16 protein-coding genes and 1 other RNA gene are annotated in these 18,849 nt (G+C 36.6%); 15 read left to right on the forward strand and 2 right to left on the reverse strand.

The features are described from left to right. Positions 1-4: 4 nt before the first annotated feature. The 3 genes from eno (at position 5) to K332_RS0119735 (ending at position 3,536) form a co-directional block, all read left to right on the forward strand. Positions 5-1,291: a phosphopyruvate hydratase gene (gene eno, locus K332_RS0119725; protein WP_026909022.1), complete on the forward strand. Its 1,287-nt coding sequence runs from the start codon at positions 5-7 to the stop codon at positions 1,289-1,291. Between the two features lie 545 nt (positions 1,292-1,836). Continuing rightward, positions 1,837-2,817 (forward strand): nucleoside hydrolase, encoded by a 981-nt coding sequence (locus K332_RS0119730; protein WP_026909023.1) that lies wholly within the window; start codon positions 1,837-1,839, stop codon positions 2,815-2,817. Positions 2,818-2,963: 146 nt separating this feature from the next. After that, the gene (locus K332_RS0119735) at positions 2,964-3,536 is read left to right on the forward strand and encodes a nitroreductase family protein (protein ID WP_051359548.1); all 573 of its coding nucleotides are present in this window, start codon (positions 2,964-2,966) and stop codon (positions 3,534-3,536) included. Positions 3,537-3,586: 50 nt separating this feature from the next. Here the strand turns inward: K332_RS0119735 and ptsP are convergent, their stop codons facing one another. Continuing rightward, complete coding sequence (gene ptsP, locus K332_RS0119740) at positions 3,587-5,299, reverse strand: phosphoenolpyruvate--protein phosphotransferase (protein ID WP_026909025.1); 1,713 nt, start codon at positions 5,297-5,299, stop codon at positions 3,587-3,589. Positions 5,300-5,397: 98 nt separating this feature from the next. After that, positions 5,398-6,345 (reverse strand): alpha/beta hydrolase, encoded by a 948-nt coding sequence (locus tag K332_RS0119745; protein WP_342665479.1) that lies wholly within the window; start codon positions 6,343-6,345, stop codon positions 5,398-5,400. A gap of 359 nt (positions 6,346-6,704) precedes the next feature. On the opposite strand from K332_RS0119745, the gene secG reads away from it, so the two are divergent. From secG to K332_RS0119800, 12 genes are all read left to right on the forward strand, one after another. Then, complete coding sequence (secG, locus tag K332_RS0119750; protein WP_026909027.1) at positions 6,705-6,938, forward strand: preprotein translocase subunit SecG; 234 nt, start codon at positions 6,705-6,707, stop codon at positions 6,936-6,938. Between the two features lie 104 nt (positions 6,939-7,042). Further along, positions 7,043-7,789, forward strand: a complete 747-nt coding sequence (locus tag K332_RS0119755) for an alpha/beta hydrolase (RefSeq protein WP_026909028.1) — start codon at positions 7,043-7,045, stop codon at positions 7,787-7,789. Between the two features lie 35 nt (positions 7,790-7,824). Next, on the forward strand, positions 7,825-10,083 hold the full coding sequence (rnr, locus tag K332_RS22975; protein ID WP_036689403.1) for a ribonuclease R: 2,259 nt from the start codon (positions 7,825-7,827) through the stop codon (positions 10,081-10,083). 205 nt (positions 10,084-10,288) lie between these two features. Continuing rightward, positions 10,289-11,098 carry a zinc transporter ZupT gene (gene zupT, locus K332_RS0119765; RefSeq protein WP_026909029.1) on the forward strand — a complete coding sequence of 270 codons (810 nt, stop codon included), beginning with the start codon at positions 10,289-10,291 and terminating at the stop codon, positions 11,096-11,098. A 244-nt stretch (positions 11,099-11,342) separates the two neighbouring features. Then, positions 11,343-11,810, forward strand: a complete 468-nt coding sequence (gene smpB / locus K332_RS0119770; protein ID WP_026909030.1) for an SsrA-binding protein SmpB — start codon at positions 11,343-11,345, stop codon at positions 11,808-11,810. An 82-nt stretch (positions 11,811-11,892) separates the two neighbouring features. Beyond that, positions 11,893-13,545: a M20/M25/M40 family metallo-hydrolase gene (locus tag K332_RS0119775; RefSeq protein ID WP_026909031.1), complete on the forward strand. Its 1,653-nt coding sequence runs from the start codon at positions 11,893-11,895 to the stop codon at positions 13,543-13,545. 163 nt (positions 13,546-13,708) lie between these two features. Further along, positions 13,709-14,069: a transfer-messenger RNA gene (gene ssrA, locus K332_RS23795) on the forward strand. Between the two features lie 426 nt (positions 14,070-14,495). Continuing rightward, on the forward strand, positions 14,496-15,317 hold the full coding sequence (locus K332_RS0119780; RefSeq protein WP_026909032.1) for an amino acid ABC transporter substrate-binding protein: 822 nt from the start codon (positions 14,496-14,498) through the stop codon (positions 15,315-15,317). 31 nt (positions 15,318-15,348) lie between these two features. Further along, entirely contained in the window at positions 15,349-16,011 is a 663-nt protein-coding gene (locus K332_RS0119785) for an amino acid ABC transporter permease (RefSeq protein ID WP_051359553.1), read from the forward strand. 15 nt (positions 16,012-16,026) lie between these two features. Beyond that, a complete protein-coding gene (locus K332_RS0119790) occupies positions 16,027-16,776 on the forward strand; it encodes an amino acid ABC transporter ATP-binding protein (protein ID WP_026909034.1) in 750 nt (249 codons plus the stop codon). 512 nt (positions 16,777-17,288) lie between these two features. Beyond that, on the forward strand, positions 17,289-18,224 hold the full coding sequence (locus K332_RS0119795) for a ring-cleaving dioxygenase (protein WP_026909035.1): 936 nt from the start codon (positions 17,289-17,291) through the stop codon (positions 18,222-18,224). Positions 18,225-18,235: 11 nt separating this feature from the next. Continuing rightward, the gene (locus tag K332_RS0119800) at positions 18,236-18,844 is read left to right on the forward strand and encodes a flavin reductase family protein (protein WP_026909036.1); all 609 of its coding nucleotides are present in this window, start codon (positions 18,236-18,238) and stop codon (positions 18,842-18,844) included. Positions 18,845-18,849: the final 5 nt, after the last annotated feature.

The following is an 18,849-nucleotide window of genomic DNA, read 5'->3' on the forward strand; positions in this document are numbered from 1 at the left end:
TATTATGCCATACATTACAGACGTATATGCACGCGAAGTATTAGACTCACGCGGTAACCCAACAGTAGAAGTAGAAGTTTACACAGAATCAGGTGCTTTTGGTAAAGCAATGGTTCCTAGTGGAGCATCAACTGGAGAATATGAAGCAGTTGAACTTCGTGACGGAGACAAAGGCCGTTACCTAGGAAAAGGTGTTGAAAAAGCAGTTCATAATGTAAATGAAATTATTGCACCAGAACTTCTTGGACTTGACGTAACTCGTCAAAATATCATTGATGCTTTAATGATTGAACTTGATGGAACTGAAAATAAAGGTAAATTAGGTGCTAACGCAATTCTTGGCGTTTCTATGGCAGTAGCACATGCTGCAGCAAACTTCCTTGAAGTACCTTTATACAACTACCTAGGTGGATTCAATGGTAAAACTCTTCCAACACCAATGATGAACATTGTTAATGGTGGAGAACACGCTGATAACAACGTGGACATTCAAGAATTTATGATTATGCCAGTTGCAGCTCCTACATTTAAAGAAGCGCTACGTACTGGTGCGGAGATTTTCCATTCATTGAAAAAGGTATTAGGTTCAAAAGGTTTAAATACTGCAGTTGGTGATGAAGGTGGATTCGCACCTAACCTTGGTTCTAACGAAGAAGCACTTCAAACAATTGTAGAGGCTATCGAAGCTGCTGGTTACAAGCCTGGTGAAGAAGTTAAATTAGCAATGGATGTTGCTTCTTCTGAATTCTACGAAGATGGTAAGTATGTTCTTAAAGGTGAAGGTGTAACACGTACTTCTGAAGAAATGGTAGATTGGTACGAAGAAATGGTTAACAAATATCCAATCATCTCTATTGAAGATGGCTTAGATGAGAACGACTGGGAAGGTCATAAGCTTCTGACAGATCGTCTAGGCAAAAAAGTTCAACTTGTTGGGGATGACTTATTCGTTACAAATACGAAGAAACTTGCACAAGGTATTGAACAAGGTGTAGGAAACTCTATCCTTATTAAAGTAAACCAAATCGGTACATTAACGGAAACATTTGATGCAATTGAAATGGCGAAACGTGCTGGATATACAGCAGTAATCTCTCACCGTTCAGGTGAAACAGAAGATGCAACAATCGCTGATATCGCTGTTGCAACAAATGCTGGTCAAATTAAAACAGGTGCACCATCACGTACTGACCGCGTAGCGAAGTATAACCAATTACTACGCATTGAAGATGAACTAGCTGGCATGGGTGAATATGCTGGACTGAATGCATTTTATAACTTGAAGAAATAAATAAGAACATTTAAGAAGGCTGCCTTTGATGGGCAGTCTTTTTTTTATTAGGGAATTTTTTTAGTGACAATTTGTTATTAGAGGAAGATTAAGTTGCTGAACTACCTACTATGAACGATTCTAAAGGACAGGGTTCCATGAAAATCGAGAACTTAGTCTAATAGAACAGTTCTAAAGGACAGAGTTTCAGGAAAATCGAGAACTTAGTCTAATAGAACGGTTCTAAAGGACAGAGTTTCAGGAAAAGCGAGAACTTAGTCTAATAGAACGGTTCTAAAGGACAGAGTTTCAGGAAAAGCGAGAACTTAGTCTAATAGAACGGTTCTAAAGGACAGAATCCAAGGGAAAATGGAGAAATCAGTCTAATAGAACGGTTCTAAACGATAGACATCCAAGGAAACCGTGTACTCTGTTCTTTATGGGTACTCATGGGAAGAATTCATTAAACCAACTCCATTTTTTGCCAAATTAAATATTTTGTCACAGGACAATACTATCTAGAAATAACCTATAAAGATAAGTAAATCCTGAAAGGAAGAGACAAGGTGGTTAAAAAGGTATTACTTTTTGGTGATATAGGGATTGATGACATAATCGCGTTAATATATGGCTATCAAAGTGAAGAAATTGAAATTGTGGGTATTGTTACGGATTATGGGAATATTCCTAGAGAAAATGCGCTTAAAACTGTACGATATTTGAACGAGGAGGTTTTTCCTTCTGAAGAAGCTCAGAGTACAGTGTTAATTGCTGGCGCAGAAAATCCAATGACGGCCGAACCTGTTGAATTTTTCCCTCAAATACATGGCGAATATGGAATGGGTCCTATAGTCCCTGAGAACGTTGAAGATGGCCTTACATTGGAAAACTTTTTTACCATCATTGATATTATTAATCAATATGATGGGGAATTGTATATTGTAAATATAGGTAGATTAACCTCTCTTGCTACAATGTTTTTACTCTATCCAGAGACGATGAAAAAGATTAAAGGCATTTATGTGATGGGAGGTGCATTCTGGGTTCCTGGGAATGCTACAGCAGTATCAGAGGCGAATTTTCATGGTGATCCAGTTGCGGCACAAATTGTTCTTACGTACTCTGATAAGGTTACCATTATACCTCTAAATGTTACGCAGAATGCCATTGTAACACCAGAAATGGTAGATTATATTGATCAGGTTGGGCCTATTGATATAGTTAAACCAATGATTGATTATTACTATGATTTTTACAAAGAACGTGATCCTTCCGTACAAGGTAGCCCACTCCATGATGTTTTAACATTAATGGCAGTTAACAATGGGGATATGTTTACGTACGAGGAATATCCAGTTCATATTGTGCAGGCGACTAGAGGTACAGAACGTGGGCAAAGTATTGCAGATATTCGTCCTTTTGGAAATCTGGAAGAAGAAACAGATAAAGAGATTAAGAGGCATAGAATTGCTTTTGATTTTGATTATAGGCGGTTTTTTAGGGATTTCATGACAACCATGTCAGGACAACGATTCAAGTCAAAATAGGGTACTGAATGTTCAGTGCTCTTTTTTGTAGATAGGAAAAATATAAAAACTTTACGCTGACATAAGAAACACATTTACTAAAGGAAGCGGGATGCGAGTTTTTCTAATGTTATAATAAGTGAAAAAGGTAATAGAGAGGGATAGCATTGTTACATACGATAAAAGAAAGAAGAAGTATCCATACATTTCAAGAAAAAGAAGTTGGTTTAGAAATATTAAAGGAGATTTTCACCTATGGTTCCTATGCCCCCACACATTATATGAAGGAGCCTTGGCAAATTAAATTGTACCAAGGTAATGGGAAGGAATCTCTCATTGCAGCCATTATGAATAGTTACCAAAGAATCGGAATGATTAAGAATGATCAAGAACCAAAAACAATAAAAATGATAGAGTCAATGAAAAATTTTCTTCGTGCTATTCCACACCATGCCGTTATCTATTTTGAAAAAGAAGATGACCCTGTTCGTTACGAAGAGGAATATGCTGCGGTATGTGCATTCATTCAAAACGCACAACTCGCAGCTTGGGAATTCAATGTAGGAATGCTTTGGACCATTACTCCGTACATGCATGATTCTGATTTTTATGAAGAAATAGGACTTGATCCCGCGTCAATGAAAATCGCAGCAGTCATGCAAATTGGCTATCCAAAAAAGGTTCCGCAATATAAGGTGAGGACACCAATTGAAGAAAAAATAGAGATTATTGATAAATAAACGTATATCAAAAAAACGAGGATGCTCTTTGAACATCCTCGTTTGAACATTTATTCTGTTTTTTCTTTCACAAAAGCTTCGACTTCTTCTGCTGTAGACATAGATAATAGCTTGTCTTTATAAGAAGCCATTTCTTTCTTAGAAATACCTTTAAGTTGTGTACGAGCTGGTAAAATTGAAGTCGCACTCATACTGAATTCATCAAGACCTAGACCAAGTAGGATTGGAATTGCAATTGGATCTCCGGCCATCTCTCCACACATTCCTGCCCATTTACCTTCACTATGTGCGGCTTCAATCACATTATTAACTAGATTCAAGATTGCTGGATGATATGGTTGATACAAGTATGATACTTGTTCATTCATACGGTCTGCAGCCATTGTATATTGAATTAGGTCATTTGTTCCGATACTAAAGAAATCAACTTCTTTTGCAAACTGTTTAGCGATTACTGCAGTTGAAGGGATTTCAACCATGATACCGACTTCAATGCTATCAGAAACTTTATGGCCTTCTTTCTTCAAGTTTTCTTTTTCATCTAAAAGAATTTCTTTTGCTTTACGGAATTCTTCTAGCGTTGCAATCATTGGGAACATGATTTTAAGATTTCCATATACACTTGCACGAAGTAAAGCGCGAAGCTGTGGACGGAATACATGTTCATTATCTAAACAGAAACGAATTGCTCTAAATCCTAAGAATGGGTTCATTTCTTTTGGTAGATCAAGATACGGAAGCTCCTTATCTCCACCAACATCAAGTGTACGAACGACAACAGGCTTGTCTCCCATTTGTTCTAAAACAGATTTATAAGCTTCATATTGTTCTTCCTCAGAAGGTAGTTCGTTTTTACCCATATAAAGGAATTCCGTACGGTAAAGACCAACACCTTCACCACCGTTATTGATTACACCAGTAACATCATCTGGCGTACCAATATTAGCTACAAGCTCAACTTGTTCACCATCCGAAGTAAAAGTAGGCTCGTCTTTTAATTCAGCCCAAAGCGCCTGCTGTTTAGCGAATTTCTCTTGTTTTTCTTTATATTCTTTTACTTGTTCATCAGTCGGGTTGATGATCACATTTCCATCAATACCATCAATAATGACGATATCATCTTGAGATACCGTTTTTGTTACTTCCTTTGTACCTACAACCGCTGGAATTTCTAGTGATCTAGCCATGATAGCAGAGTGAGAAGTACGTCCTCCGATATCAGTAGCAAAACCTTTTACGAATTGGCGGTTTAATTGTGCAGTATCTGATGGTGTTAAGTCATTTGCAATAACAATAACTTCTTCATCAATTAATGCTGGATTCGGGAATGAAACCCCTAGTAAATGTGCTAGAACACGTTTTGTAACATCACGAATATCTGCTGCACGTTCACGCATATATTCATTTTCCATGCTCTCAAACATTTGAATGAACATATTTGCAACATCTTCAAGTGCTGCCTCTGCTGATTGTTTCTCATTTTGAATTTTATCTTTAATTGGATTAATTAGTTCAGGATCACCTAAAACTAGTAAATGAGCAGAGAAAATTTCTGCATGCTCTGCACCTAATTCTTTTAGTGTGTGTTCCTTAATCTTTTCAAGCTCTTGCTTTGAAATTACAAGTGCATCGTCTAAGCGTTTTACTTCACTATCCGGATTATCAATCGTTTTCTTTGTATATGATAAATCAGGTGTAACAAGCTGATAAGCTTTTGCAATTGCAATACCAGAAGATGCTGCAATACCTTGGATGTTTGTCATAAGAAAGTACCAACCCTTCAAAAATTTTTCCTTTTCTCTACTATGTTAACCGTTACACATAAGGGATTCAAGCGATAAATCTTTATTCAACAAATTATTCAATTTGGAAGCGTTTCACCTTCCATTTTTGGTAAATTACGCAAAATCCATTGTAGCATTCCGTCATAAACTTCACTTTTATTTGTTTCATTTAATACTTCATGTCGTGCACCTTCGAAAAGTACAGTTATAATATTCTGTATTCCTTGCCGTTCGTATAAGGAGGCGGTTTTCCATATTCCTTTTCCATAATTACCAACCGGATCTTCCTCGCCGCTAATAAATAGTATTGGCAAATCCTTTCTGATTCTTGCATTTAGTTTAGGGTTATGAATATAACTAATCCCTGTCATTAAATCGAAGAAAAAGCTAGCAGTTGGAATATAACCAGAATACCGATCCTGCATATAGTCTTTTACAATTTGATCGTCACGTGAAATCCAATCAAATGGCGTTTTTGGATCTTGTACTTTACGGTTAAATGCCCCGAAAGCAAGTTTATTCATAAGTGGTGATTTTTCCTTTGGGTTCAGTTTTGATGCTAATAATTTACCTAAAGTGGTTGTTAATTTTGGATAAAACCCTGTGCCAGATAGGATTACTCCTTGAATGACATCACTATATTCTTGTATGTAGTTCCTTGCTAAAAAGGACCCCATACTATGTCCAAGTAAGAAAATGGGGACATCTGGATATTCCTCACTAATTATTTTGGTAATGGAAAATAAATCATCTCTTGTTTTTTCAAACCCATTCTGTTCGGATAAATACCCCATGAGTCCTTGTTTTTGTCCTGTTTTACCATGTCCACGATGATCATTACCATATACAAAAATATCATGTGTTACCAAGAAGTCGGCAAACCCGTGGTAACGCTGAAAATGTTCTACCATCCCATGTGCAATTTGAACAATTGCCCTTGGTTTCTTCCCGGGATCATGCCACTTCTCAACATAAATCTCAACATCGTCTACCGATTCTAACCAAAATGTAGATTTCAAAATCACCACTCCTATATTTTTCTGCTCGAATACACTACGATTTAACGCTTCCTATGCTTATGCGTGTCTCGCAGTTTCTACCTTACCTTGAGGTTATTTAAGATACACTGTATATAATTGTATGAGTTTGTGTCTTTTTGTAACGCTTTGAAGTAGGTTTACCTGGTGCAGGGGAATTAATGGGCACTTAAATATGACTTATTTGGATATATGTTACTCTAATAATAGAGGATAGAATACAGAAATGCTATTCTTCATAGAGTAAATAATACTAAATTATAAGAAATAGCTTGATAAAGTATTCAAAATTATGCTAAAGTATGTATAGTTAACTGTCTCATATGTTCAGGAGGTGTCATGGAAACATGGCTGGTTTTGTAAATGTACTATTGGTGCTAGATGCAATCATTATGATTATTCTTGTTCTTTTACAAAGTGGTAAAAGTGCTGGTCTATCAGGAGCTATCTCCGGTGGGGCAGAGCAATTATTTGGAAAGCAGAAGGCTAGAGGTATTGACCTTGTACTTCACAGATCAACTGTTGTAGCTGGTGTTCTATTCTTCGTATTAGCTTTCTTAAGTGCTTACGTATTACAATAGTTAATATCAAACCCTTATCACTAGAGTGGTAAGGGTTTTTTCCTTTAATTAAGTGTACTTTGTGGTATAAAGGGTAAAGTATAGATAGAGAAGGAGTAATATAAATGAAAGTTATTCAACCAAAGCCATTTACTTTCGAGGCAGGACCAAGAGCTGTATTGTTATTACATGGTTTTACTGGTCATACAGCGGATGTGCGTATGCTTGGTCGCTTTTTAGAGAAAAAAGGATATACAAGCCATGCACCGATTTATCGTGGTCATGGACTACCACCAGAGGATTTAATCGTTACTAGACCCGATGAGTGGTGGGAGGATGTACTAAAAGCTTATCAACATTTAAAAGATTTAGGTTATGAAGAAATTGCAGTATGTGGATTATCACTAGGTGGCGTACTCAGTTTGAAACTAGCTTTTTCTGAAAATGTTAAAGCAGTAATACCGATGTGTGCACCAATGTTTTTTGATAATGAACAACAATTAACTTCAGGATTCAAGGTGTTTTCAAAAGAATATAAGCAACTAGAAGGAAAAGACGAAGAAACGATTAAAACGGAACTAGAATACATAATGAATCATTCCAAAGAAATGTTTATGGAACTAGGGAAACTAATCCGAGAAGTTCAAAATGATGTCGACATGATATACACGCCAACACTGGTTGTGCAGGCTAGATTAGATAAAATGATTAATACCGAAAGTGCTACCTATATATATGAGAATGTAGAAGCAGATCGCAAGGAAATAAAATGGTACGAAAAATCTGGCCATGTTATTACAATTGATAAAGAAAAAGAGAAACTACATGAAGATATTTTTGCGTTTTTGGAGTCGCTAGATTGGAAAGAATGAGATATGACTATTGGTAATAGAAAGAGGGTGCAAGTATGAGTGAACAAATGGTTGAAAAAGTGCGTGAATTCTTTAAAACGCATGATTCTAAGCCACTTGCTGTGGAGGAGTTAGAAGAAATTCTTGAAATAACGGATGTAGTGGAATTTAAAGAATTAGTCAAAGCACTAAATGAATTAGAAGATAACGGTGAACTGGTGCGTACAAGAAAAAATCGATTTGGTCTGCCGGAAAAAATGAACTTAATACGCGGCAGAATTCAGATGCATGCTAAGGGATTTGCGTTTCTTATTCCAGATGATGAAAATGAAAACGATATTTATATTCATCATTCAGACCTAGCATCGGCAATGAATAATGACCGGGTGCTCGTCAGAATAGAAAAACAAGATATGGCTGGAAATCGTCCGGAGGGTACTGTTATCCGAATTTTAGAGCGTGCTGTTGCGGAGGTTGTTGGTACGTTTGAAAATAACAAAGCGTTTGGATTTGTTATAGCTGATGATAAGCGAATTCCAAATGATATTTTTATTCCAAAAGGAAAAATGAATGGCGCAATAGATGGTCATAAGGTTATTGCACGGATTACGAAATATCCGGAACATCGTATGAGTGCTGAAGGAGAAATTATTCAGATACTTGGTCATAAGAATGATCCTGGCATTGATATCATCTCGATTATTTATAAGCATGGAATTAAAATGGACTTTCCTGCAGAGGTGCTTGATCAAGCCGTGAATACCCCAGATGAAATAAATCCATCCGAACTTGAGAATAGACGGGATTTACGTGATGAAGTTATTGTTACCATTGACGGTGCTGATGCGAAAGACCTTGATGATGCTGTGACCGTAAAAAAACTCGATAACGGTAATTATAAGCTGGGTGTTTATATTGCTGATGTTAGTTATTATGTTACAGAAGGTTCACCAATTGATAAAGAAGCCTTTGAACGTGGGACAAGTGTTTATTTAGTTGATCGTGTAATCCCGATGATTCCACATCGTTTGTCAAATGGAATTTGTTCTTTAAACCCTAAAGTGGACCGATTAACATTGGGCTGTGAAATGGAGATTGATTCGACAGGTAAAGTTGTTAACCATGAAATATTCCAAAGTGTTATTAATACTACGGAAAGAATGACTTACAGTGATGTGAATCGTATTTTAGTTGATAAAGATGAAGAACTTCGAGATAAGTATAAGCCACTTGTACCAATGTTTGAACAGATGGAAAAGTTAGCTTCAATCTTGCGTGGTAAACGTATGGGACGTGGTGCAATTGATTTTGATTTTAAAGAAGCGAAAGTATTAGTGGACGATGAAGGCAAAGCAGTTGATGTTGTGATACGCGAGCGTTCCGTTGGGGAGCGTTTAATTGAAGAGTTTATGCTTTGTGCTAATGAAACGATTGCGGAGCACTTCCATTGGATGGATGTTCCATTTATTCACCGCATCCATGAGGACCCAGATCAAAGTAAGCTTCAGCATTTCTTTGAATTTCTAGGTGGGCTTGGCTATAAGGTTAAAGGAACAGCTAATGAAATCCACCCACAAAGCTTGCAAAAAGTCCTAGAAGATGCTGAAGGTGCACCGGAAGAAATGATTATCTCGAAGTTAATGCTTCGTTCAATGAAGCAAGCAAAATATGATCCACAAAGTGTCGGGCATTTTGGACTTGCAACAGAGTTTTATACACATTTTACATCACCAATACGACGTTATCCAGATTTAATCGTCCACCGATTGATTCGAACTTATTTAATTGAGGGAACACTGGATAGAAAAACAGTTGGTGCTTGGAAAGAAAGACTACCGGAAATTGCTCGACATACCTCGGAAAAAGAACGTACTGCAGTTGATGCGGAACGTGATACAGATGATTTGAAAAAAGCGGAATACATGCAAGATAAAATTGGTGAAGAATTCATTGGTGTTATCAGTTCTGTGACAAGCTTCGGATTATTTGTAGAGCTTGAAAATACGATCGAAGGCCTCGTTCATGTTAGTTACTTGACGGATGATTATTATCATTTTGACGAGCGCCATTATGCAATGATTGGTGAGCGTACTGGGAAAGTGTATCGTATAGGTCAAGAAGTTAAAGTTCGAGTAACTGCTGTTAATATGGATGAGCATGCCATCGACTTTGAAATTGTTGGTGGTGGAAAAAAAGGCAGTAAAAAGGATTTTAGTCAATTGGAAAAACAAAACAATGGAAAACGACAAAATAGAGGTAATGCTAGTAAAGGTTCCACAAAGTCAAAGAAACCGAAAACAAGGAAAAGAAAATAGGCGCATGCCCTATGTAAAGTGCATAGACTAATTCTGTCTCAACAAACAGGATTAGTCTATTTTTATATATTTGAATATTTTTATATAAATTTCAAATATTATTATTGCACATTTTTAGCTTATCGAATATTATATACCTATAACTAAAATGTTTCCTTAGGGAAACATTGATTGGGTAGTACAACTTTGAGAGGGAGATTGTAAAATGTCACATGACGTATTACTGGCATTTTTATTTACGTTAATGGCTGGATTGGCTACGGGAATAGGAAGTTTACTAGCATTTTTTGCAAAGACAACAAATACTAAATTTTTATCATTTGCTTTAGGTTTTTCAGCTGGGGTGATGATATATGTTTCGATGGTTGAGATATTTGTTAAAGCACAAGATTCCCTAGTAGCCGAATTAGGTACAAAGGGTGGCCAGTGGGTAACAGTTAGTGCATTCTTCGGTGGAATGCTCTTGATTGCATTAATTGATCGCTTTGTTCCATCGGGATCAAATCCACATGAACTTAAAAAAGTAGAGGAAATGAAAACAAGTAAAGTAGTAACTCAAAATCCGGATCTACTAAAAATGGGGGTCTTTACAGCCCTTGCCATCGGGATTCACAACTTTCCAGAGGGTATAGCAACTTTTATCTCTGCGATACAGGATCCTGCTTTAGGATTTGCAATTGCTATCGCTATAGCGATTCACAATATCCCAGAGGGAATTGCTGTTGCTGTTCCAATCTATTATGCGACGAATGATAAAAAGAAGGCTTTTAAATTCTCATTCTTATCTGGACTTGCAGAACCAGTCGGAGCTATCGTTGCATTTTTGATATTGATGCCATTTTTAAATGATTTAATGTTTGGTGTGATTTTTGCAGGAGTTGCAGGGATTATGGTATTTATCTCACTGGATGAACTATTACCGGCAGCTAAAAAGTATGATGAGGCACATGTATCTATTTATGGATTAATTAGTGGAATGGCTTTGATGGCGTTGAGTTTGTTGTTATTGCCTTAGTCGCCTACAAATAACCCAAAAGTTAGTCTAAACTAGCTTCTGGGTTATTTGTAGGTATTAGTGGTGGAAAATGCCTATACGTCATTTTGAATAGGGATTTACGGGAAATGAAGTATAAGGGTCTTTTAAACATCCTTTCAACCCTAGATAATAGTAAAGTAAAGTCCAAGCTATCATTCTTATTGGAATCCTAGAAGATTATTTGGTAAAATTAAAGTCACGGAAGTTTTAGGAGGGCGAACTAATGCCTAAAGGTGAAGGTAAACTAATTGCACAAAATAAAAAAGCGTCACATGACTATTTTATAGAAGATACCTACGAAGCGGGAATCGTTTTACAGGGGACTGAAATTAAATCTCTACGTGCGGGACGAGTGAATTTAAAGGATTCTCACGCAAGAATTGATAGACGTGGTGAAGTTCAATTAATCAATTTACATATCTCTGAATACGAGCAAGGAAATCGATTTAATCATGATCCAACGAGAACAAGAAAGCTATTACTTCATCGTAAACAAATTGATAAATTAATTGGTTTAACACAGCAAGAAGGATATGCACTTGTTCCTTTAAAAATTTATATCAAAAATGGATTTGCCAAAGTTCTAATTGGTTTAGGAAAAGGGAAAAAGAAATTCGACAAGCGTGAGGATTTAAAGAAAAAACAAGTGAAACGCGATATCGACCGTGCAATAAAAGATTATAACAGATAAGGATAAACCATCAGCTAGAATGATTTTTTTGGCTGGTGGTTTTATTTTACATTAAGGGGAGACTTATATGGGGAATTCTTTTATGTTAAATTGTCGTGAGGAAGTATTAAATCTTACAAAGCAATTAGTTTCGATTCGTAGCATCGTCAACACGGAAGGGGAAAGCGTTATTGCGCACTCTTTGTATACGATGATTGCTTCCTATCCCTATTTTCAGGCAAATCCAGAACATGTTGTCATAGAAAAAACGGTTGATGATGACAGGGAACGTTATAATGTGTTGGCCTATGTAAAGGGAACAAAGGGAAAAAGCAATCGTACAGCCATTATTATGGGGCATATGGATACAGTTGGCGTTGATGATTTTAACCAACAGGAAGACTATGCATTCATGCCTGATGAGTGGATGGAATTATTAACGAGTGAAGAAATTCCTCATTCCATTCAACAGCAATTATATCCAGAAGAATGGTTGTTTGGTCGTGGAGCATTGGATATGAAAAGTGGGGTTGCCAGTAACTTATTCTTGTTAAAGTACTTCTCTGAACATCCAGAGAAGTTGGATGGTAATCTTGTTTTCATTTCGGAATGTGACGAAGAGGATGGCTCTCATGGCATTCTTTCTGCTCTTAGTACATTAAAGAAGTGGAAAGATGAGCATGGTTTTGATTATGTTGCAGCTATAAATGCTGATTTTGTTGCCCCATTATATGAAGGTGATCCGAATCGTTATATTTATAAAGGAACGGTTGGTAAACTACTACCAGCTTTTTATATTGCAGGAGCAGAAACACATGTAGGTGCCGCTTTTGAGGGATTAGATCCGAACTTTATTGCAGCTGAATTAACCAGACAGATTAGTTATAACCCGGATCTTTGTAATCTAGCTCTCGGAGAATACACATTACCTCCAGTAGCATTAAAGCAAATGGATTTGAAAACAGAGTATACGGTTCAAACAGCATTAGGGGCACATGTTTACTATAACTTTTTCATACATTCCTGGACGCCAAAAGAGGCACTAGAACGATTAAAGAAACAAGCAGAAGTTGCTTTCCAGCAAGCACTGGAATCATTTGAAAATAGCTATAAGGCATATAGTAATCTGTCGGGAGAAAAGTACAGTGGTATACCATGGAAATCCCGAGTTATTACGTATGAAGAAATGGACAAAATGTTGTTCGAAGCCCATGGAGATGCTTATGTGGATTCAATGAATCAGTTTAAGAAAGACTTACTTCATGATGACTCTCTCGACATTCGCATGTTTGCATTACGTGTAGTAGAACAAGCATGGAAGTGGATGGAAGTTAAGGACCCGACTATTATACTTTTCTATTCATCCTTATATTACCCGCGAATTGAATTATCCGGTGAAACATACAATGAACAAGTCTTAATTACTGCCTTAGATGAAGCGGTAGATAAGATTCAGTCTGTGTACGAAAAACCAATTAAGGTAAAAAACTTCTTTCCATTTATTTCGGATATGAGCTTTATGTCTTTAAGTGATGATGAAGCGGCAATTCAAGCGGTTAAGGATAATAATCCTGCTTGGGGAACGAAGCATTATGTTGATTATGATGCAGTTAGAGAAATAAATGTTCCAGTTATTAATATTGGCCCATACGGAATGGATGCACATAAGAAGCTAGAAAGAGTAGAAATTGATTATTCTATGGAAATCGTGCCGAATATGACGAAGCTTGTGATTGAAAAGGTTCTTAGTAAATAGAGATTAGTCAACTGGAAAACGCTTGTGGCTTTGGGAAAACCTCCCACGGTAGAGACCTTGAAATTGTATCGTATTATGTTATAATGAATTATGTCGCCAATGAGCGATCAACAATTTAATAATAATTTGTGCTCGTATTTATCCCAGAGCGTTTTCCTTTTATGGGGACGTTACGGATTCGACAGGGGTAGGTCGAGCTCAGGTTGCGCGTCGAGGTTACGGCTCGTAAAACGTTAAACGCCTAATAACTGGCAAAGAAAACAATTACTCTTTAGCAGCTGCGTAAGCACTACTAAAGGATCCTTCCTACTCTCGCCTGTGGGGTAGTTTTTGAAGGGTCTCAACTTAAGCAGGCTATCCTGTCATCCGCCGTCTGAGGATGATTTGGGAACTCAATCAGACTAGCTACTCGAAAGCCTGTTGGTAGGCTGCAGAGTTAGCGAATGATAATATACCAACTACACGTGTAGAAGCCTGAGTGTCGTTACCTTTGGACGTGGGTTCGATTCCCACCGTCTCCACCAATACATATGTTGGTGGTTTCTTTGTTTATAAATAGATTATTTTTTTAACATTGATTCCCAAAAATCGTAGTATGTTTAAAATGGAAGAACTTTAATAAAGAATTGGGTTTTCTGATTAGGTTTTAGACTTCGCGTCCATTTGAATAATCATCTCGAGTGGAATAGTCATATCCGTATGGGTACGTGGATTGAAAAAAGATATAGTCAGTGCCATGACGAAAGCATGGAAGAGCACGTCCCACCGTCTCCACCAATACATATGTTGGTGGTTTTTTTGTTTGCATTTTTTAATGGTCTTTAATCGATATTTTCACTTCACATAAATGTTTTCCAAATTAATGTACATAATAAAATGCAAACTGATGTACTTTTAATTTGTGCCTATGTTATCCTATAAATCTTATAAACTTACTGGGGGTTAACAAGATGAAAAAAATGTTATTAAGCATTTTCGTTTTAATACTTTTATCCTTATTAGCAGCTTGTGGTGCAGATAATAAGGAAGGAAATAATGAAGAAACTAATGATCAAGACCATACAGCAAATCTATATGATGAAGTAATGGAAAAAGGTGTCCTAACCGTAGGAACTGAGGGAACATATACACCATTCACTTTCCATAATGAGGCTGGTGACCTTACAGGATATGATGTGGAGGTTATTCGAGAGGTTGCCAATCGAATGGGTATTGAGATTGAATTTATGGAAACCCAATGGGACTCCATGTTTGCAGGATTAAATTCTGGGCGTTTTGATTTAATTGCCAATCAAGTTGGAATTAATGAGGATCGCCTTGCAAATTACGATTTCTCCGTACCATACACACATTCTTCTGCAGTGGTAGTGGTCCCACAGGAAAATAATGATATTACCTCATTTGAGGACTTAGAAGGGAAAAATTCCGCACAATCTTTAACAAGCAATTACGGAAATATTGCTGAAGAGAGTGGAGCAAATTTAATAGGGGTTGAAGGGCTTGCCCAAGCGATTGAATTAATAAAACAAGGCCGTGCAGATGTTACCATAAATGATAAGCTTGCGATATTAGAGTATGTGAAACAACAAGGTGAAAAAGGAATTAAAATAGTGGATGAATCTGATGACGTTTCAGATATGGCATTCGTATTCAATAAAGGTAATGAACAACTAGTTGAGGCTATTAATGAACAATTAGAAGCAATGAAGGAAGATGGCACGTTAGCTGAAATTTCCAAAGAATGGTTTGGTGAAGATGTATCATCTAAATAGTATTATTTACGCCACCATTTCATACCAAGATATGGGAGCATGGGATTTGTTTTTAAATTCCCTTCTCCCTATGTTTTTAGGTGCAATTAAATATACCATCCCATTGACATTAATTTCGTTTGTTTTAGGTCTTTTGGTAGCATTACTAACAGCTATGATGCGCTTATCGAAATCTAGAATAGTCCGTACACCAGCTGTCATATATGTTTCGGCAATTAGAGGAACCCCATTATTGGTTCAATTATTTATTATATTCTATGGGCTACCCTCAATTGGACTGACGATAGATCCCTTTCCGAGTGCCATTATTGCATTTACACTTAATGTAGGTGCCTACGCATCAGAAATTATTCGGGCATCCATCCAATCAATTCCAATAGGCCAATGGGAAGCAGGATTTACAATTGGGATGACAAAATCAACTGCTTTGAGAAGAATTATTCTTCCTCAGGCTACGAGGGTTTCCATTCCCCCATTATCCAATAGTTTTATTAGTTTAGTGAAGGACACTTCCTTAGCATCATTAATATTGGTTGCTGAGCTATTTCGTCAAGCACAAGAAATTGCAGCAAGAACCTTTGATTTTCTGTTACTTTATGCTGAAGCTGGTCTTATCTATTGGGTTATATGTTTTGTTCTATCCTTATTCCAAAATAAATTGGAAAAACGTTATGATCGCTATGTAGCAAAATAAAGAGGTGAACTGCTGATGTTTTTATCTGTAAAAGGTTTAGCAAAATCATTTGGTAATAACGAGGTTCTAAAAAATATTGATGTTGAAATCAAAGAAGGTAGTGTACTTTCCATTATCGGACCTTCTGGATCTGGAAAAACAACACTACTACGTTGCTTAAATGCGTTAGAACAACCCGATAAAGGGATTTTTTCATTTAGTGATGGTTTAATAATAAATTTTGATAATAAATTAACAAAGAAAGAAATATTACAACTAAGGAGAAAATCCGGTATGGTATTCCAGTCATACAACCTTTTCCCACATAAGACTGCATTGGAAAATGTTATTGAGGGACCGGTAATCGTACAAAAAAGGAATAAGGCAGAGGTTGAAGAACTTGCTCGGGAATTACTTAGAAAAGTTGGTTTAGAAGATAAAATGAATTTATATCCACACCAATTATCAGGTGGACAACAGCAACGGGTTGGTATCGCTCGAGCGCTTGCAATGGAACCACAACTCATGTTATTTGATGAACCTACATCGGCACTTGATCCAGAGTTAATTGGAGAAGTGTTAAGGGTAATAAAAGATTTAGCAAAAGAAAATTGGACAATGGTAATTGTCACCCATGAAATCCAGTTTGCCAGTGAAGTATCGGATCATGTCATCTTTATGGATGGTGGATACATTGTTGAACAAGGAAAACCCGAGGAAGTTCTAAAGCATCCAAAAGAAGAAAGAACCAAACAGTTCTTGGATAGAATATTAAACCCTGCATAAATAGTAAAAAGCTGATAATGTAATTTCCAAATATAATTGTTGAGAAAGACTTAACTACCGAGGTTAAGTCTTTTTTTTATAGAATATTCTAGTCAAGGACCATTGTTATTACCTTGTTAAACTGAGAGTAAAAAAGCTGAACATAATTTATTGACAAAGATTAAAAAACATCATATTTTTACATTGAATTAATAATACATTAATTAATAGTATGTTATTCTAGTTTAAGTTTCTATCAGAATTGGATTTACCAATTGACAAATTACCATGTCACTATTATAATTGTAATTAATTAAGAATATATTAATTAAGAATAAAAATTAACTCAGTGTATTATCTGTTTATTTTTTTGTTGAAAATTATCTCGAATTCGAGGTAAAGGGAATTTAAAGATATGTATAGACTGAATCATTATAGAAACGCTTGAGAAGATTATAAGTAGAGGTATCAGACCGAAATGTGGGTTTATTCAATCTATACCATTTTATTTGAATGAAGAGGAGAGAAACAAATTGAAAAAAACAGAAGGAATTCACCATATAACTGCAATAGTAGGACATCCACAGGAAAATGTAGATTTTTATGCAGGCATTTTAGGACTTCGTTTAGTGAAAAAGACGGTGAACTTTGATGATCCAGGTACCTACCATCTTTATTTCGGTAATGATGGAGGAAGACCAGGAAGTATCATTACATTCTTCCCGTGGGCAAATGCCTATCAAGGAAAAATTGGTGGAGGTCAAGTTGGAGTAACAACTTATGCGATTCCCACTGGAAAAATAGGTTACTGGGAAAACCGATTAGAAAAATTTAATATCCAATTTACTAGAGCAGAACGATTTGGAGAAACGTATTTACAATTTGAAGACTTCCACGGATTAAAGTTAGAGCTAGTAGAACGTGTGGATGGTGAAGTAAACAATTGGACATTTGGTGATGTAACCCCTGATGTAGCAATTATGGGGTTCGGCGGGGCGATTTTATATTCTGTAGATCCCGAACGAACAGCTGTGACACTTCAAGATGTGATGGGACTTGAAAAGATTGGCGAAGAAGGAGATATTGTTCGCTTTAAGTCGTTTGGTGACATTGGAAATATCATTGATATCAAGAAATCAGCGATGGAACGTGGACAAATGGGAGTAGGAACTGTTCACCATATTGCTTGGAGGGCAAAGGATGATGAGGATCATGTAGATTGGCAACGTTTTGTAGCGGATAATGACTATGGTGTAACAGCTGTGAGAGATAGAAATTACTTTAATGCGATTTATTTCAGGGAGCATGGTGAAATACTGTTTGAAATTGCGACAGATCCACCAGGTTTTGCACATGACGAGTCTTATGAGACAATGGGCCAAGAATTGAAATTGCCTGAGCAATATGAACAATACCGGGAAAGACTTACTAATTCATTGATTCCGATTAAGATTAGAGAATTAGATTAGGAGGGAAATCATTGCTGTCCTTTGATCCGAAAACGAATACGGAGAGAGAAAATTATAAACTATTAATAGGAACCATTATCCCTAGACCAATTGCATTTGTCACAAGTACGACTGAGGATGGAACGATTAATGGAGCACCATTTAGTTATTTTAATATTGTTTCTTCTAATCCCCCGATGATTTCTTTAGGTCTTCAACGAAAAGAGGGGAAAATGAAAGATACAGCAAGAAATATTCTTAATCAAAAGGAGTTTGTTGTTCATATAGTTGATGAAACCAATGTAGAGGCAATTAATATAACTGCTGCATCGTTGCCTGCTAATCAGAGTGAAGTGGAAAAGGCAAATCTAAGTCTGATACCGAGTGAAAGTATCTCGGTACCTGGAATAACGGAAGCCAAAGTCCGATTTGAATGTACATTAGAGCATGTGGTAGAGTTGGGCGAAGATGGAACTATCGGTGTGGATCTTGTCATTGGTAAAATCTCAAGATTTCATATTGATGAAGAAATATATGAATCAGGCAGAATAAATTCAGATAAACTTGCCGCTGTAAGCCGTCTTGCAGGTTCTAATTATGCTAAGATAGGGGAAAAATTTTCGATTGAACGACCGAAATAAGATTA

The sequence above is a fragment of the Paucisalibacillus globulus DSM 18846 genome, assembly GCF_000482485.1.
Lineage (GTDB): Bacteria > Bacillota > Bacilli > Bacillales > Amphibacillaceae > Ornithinibacillus > Ornithinibacillus globulus.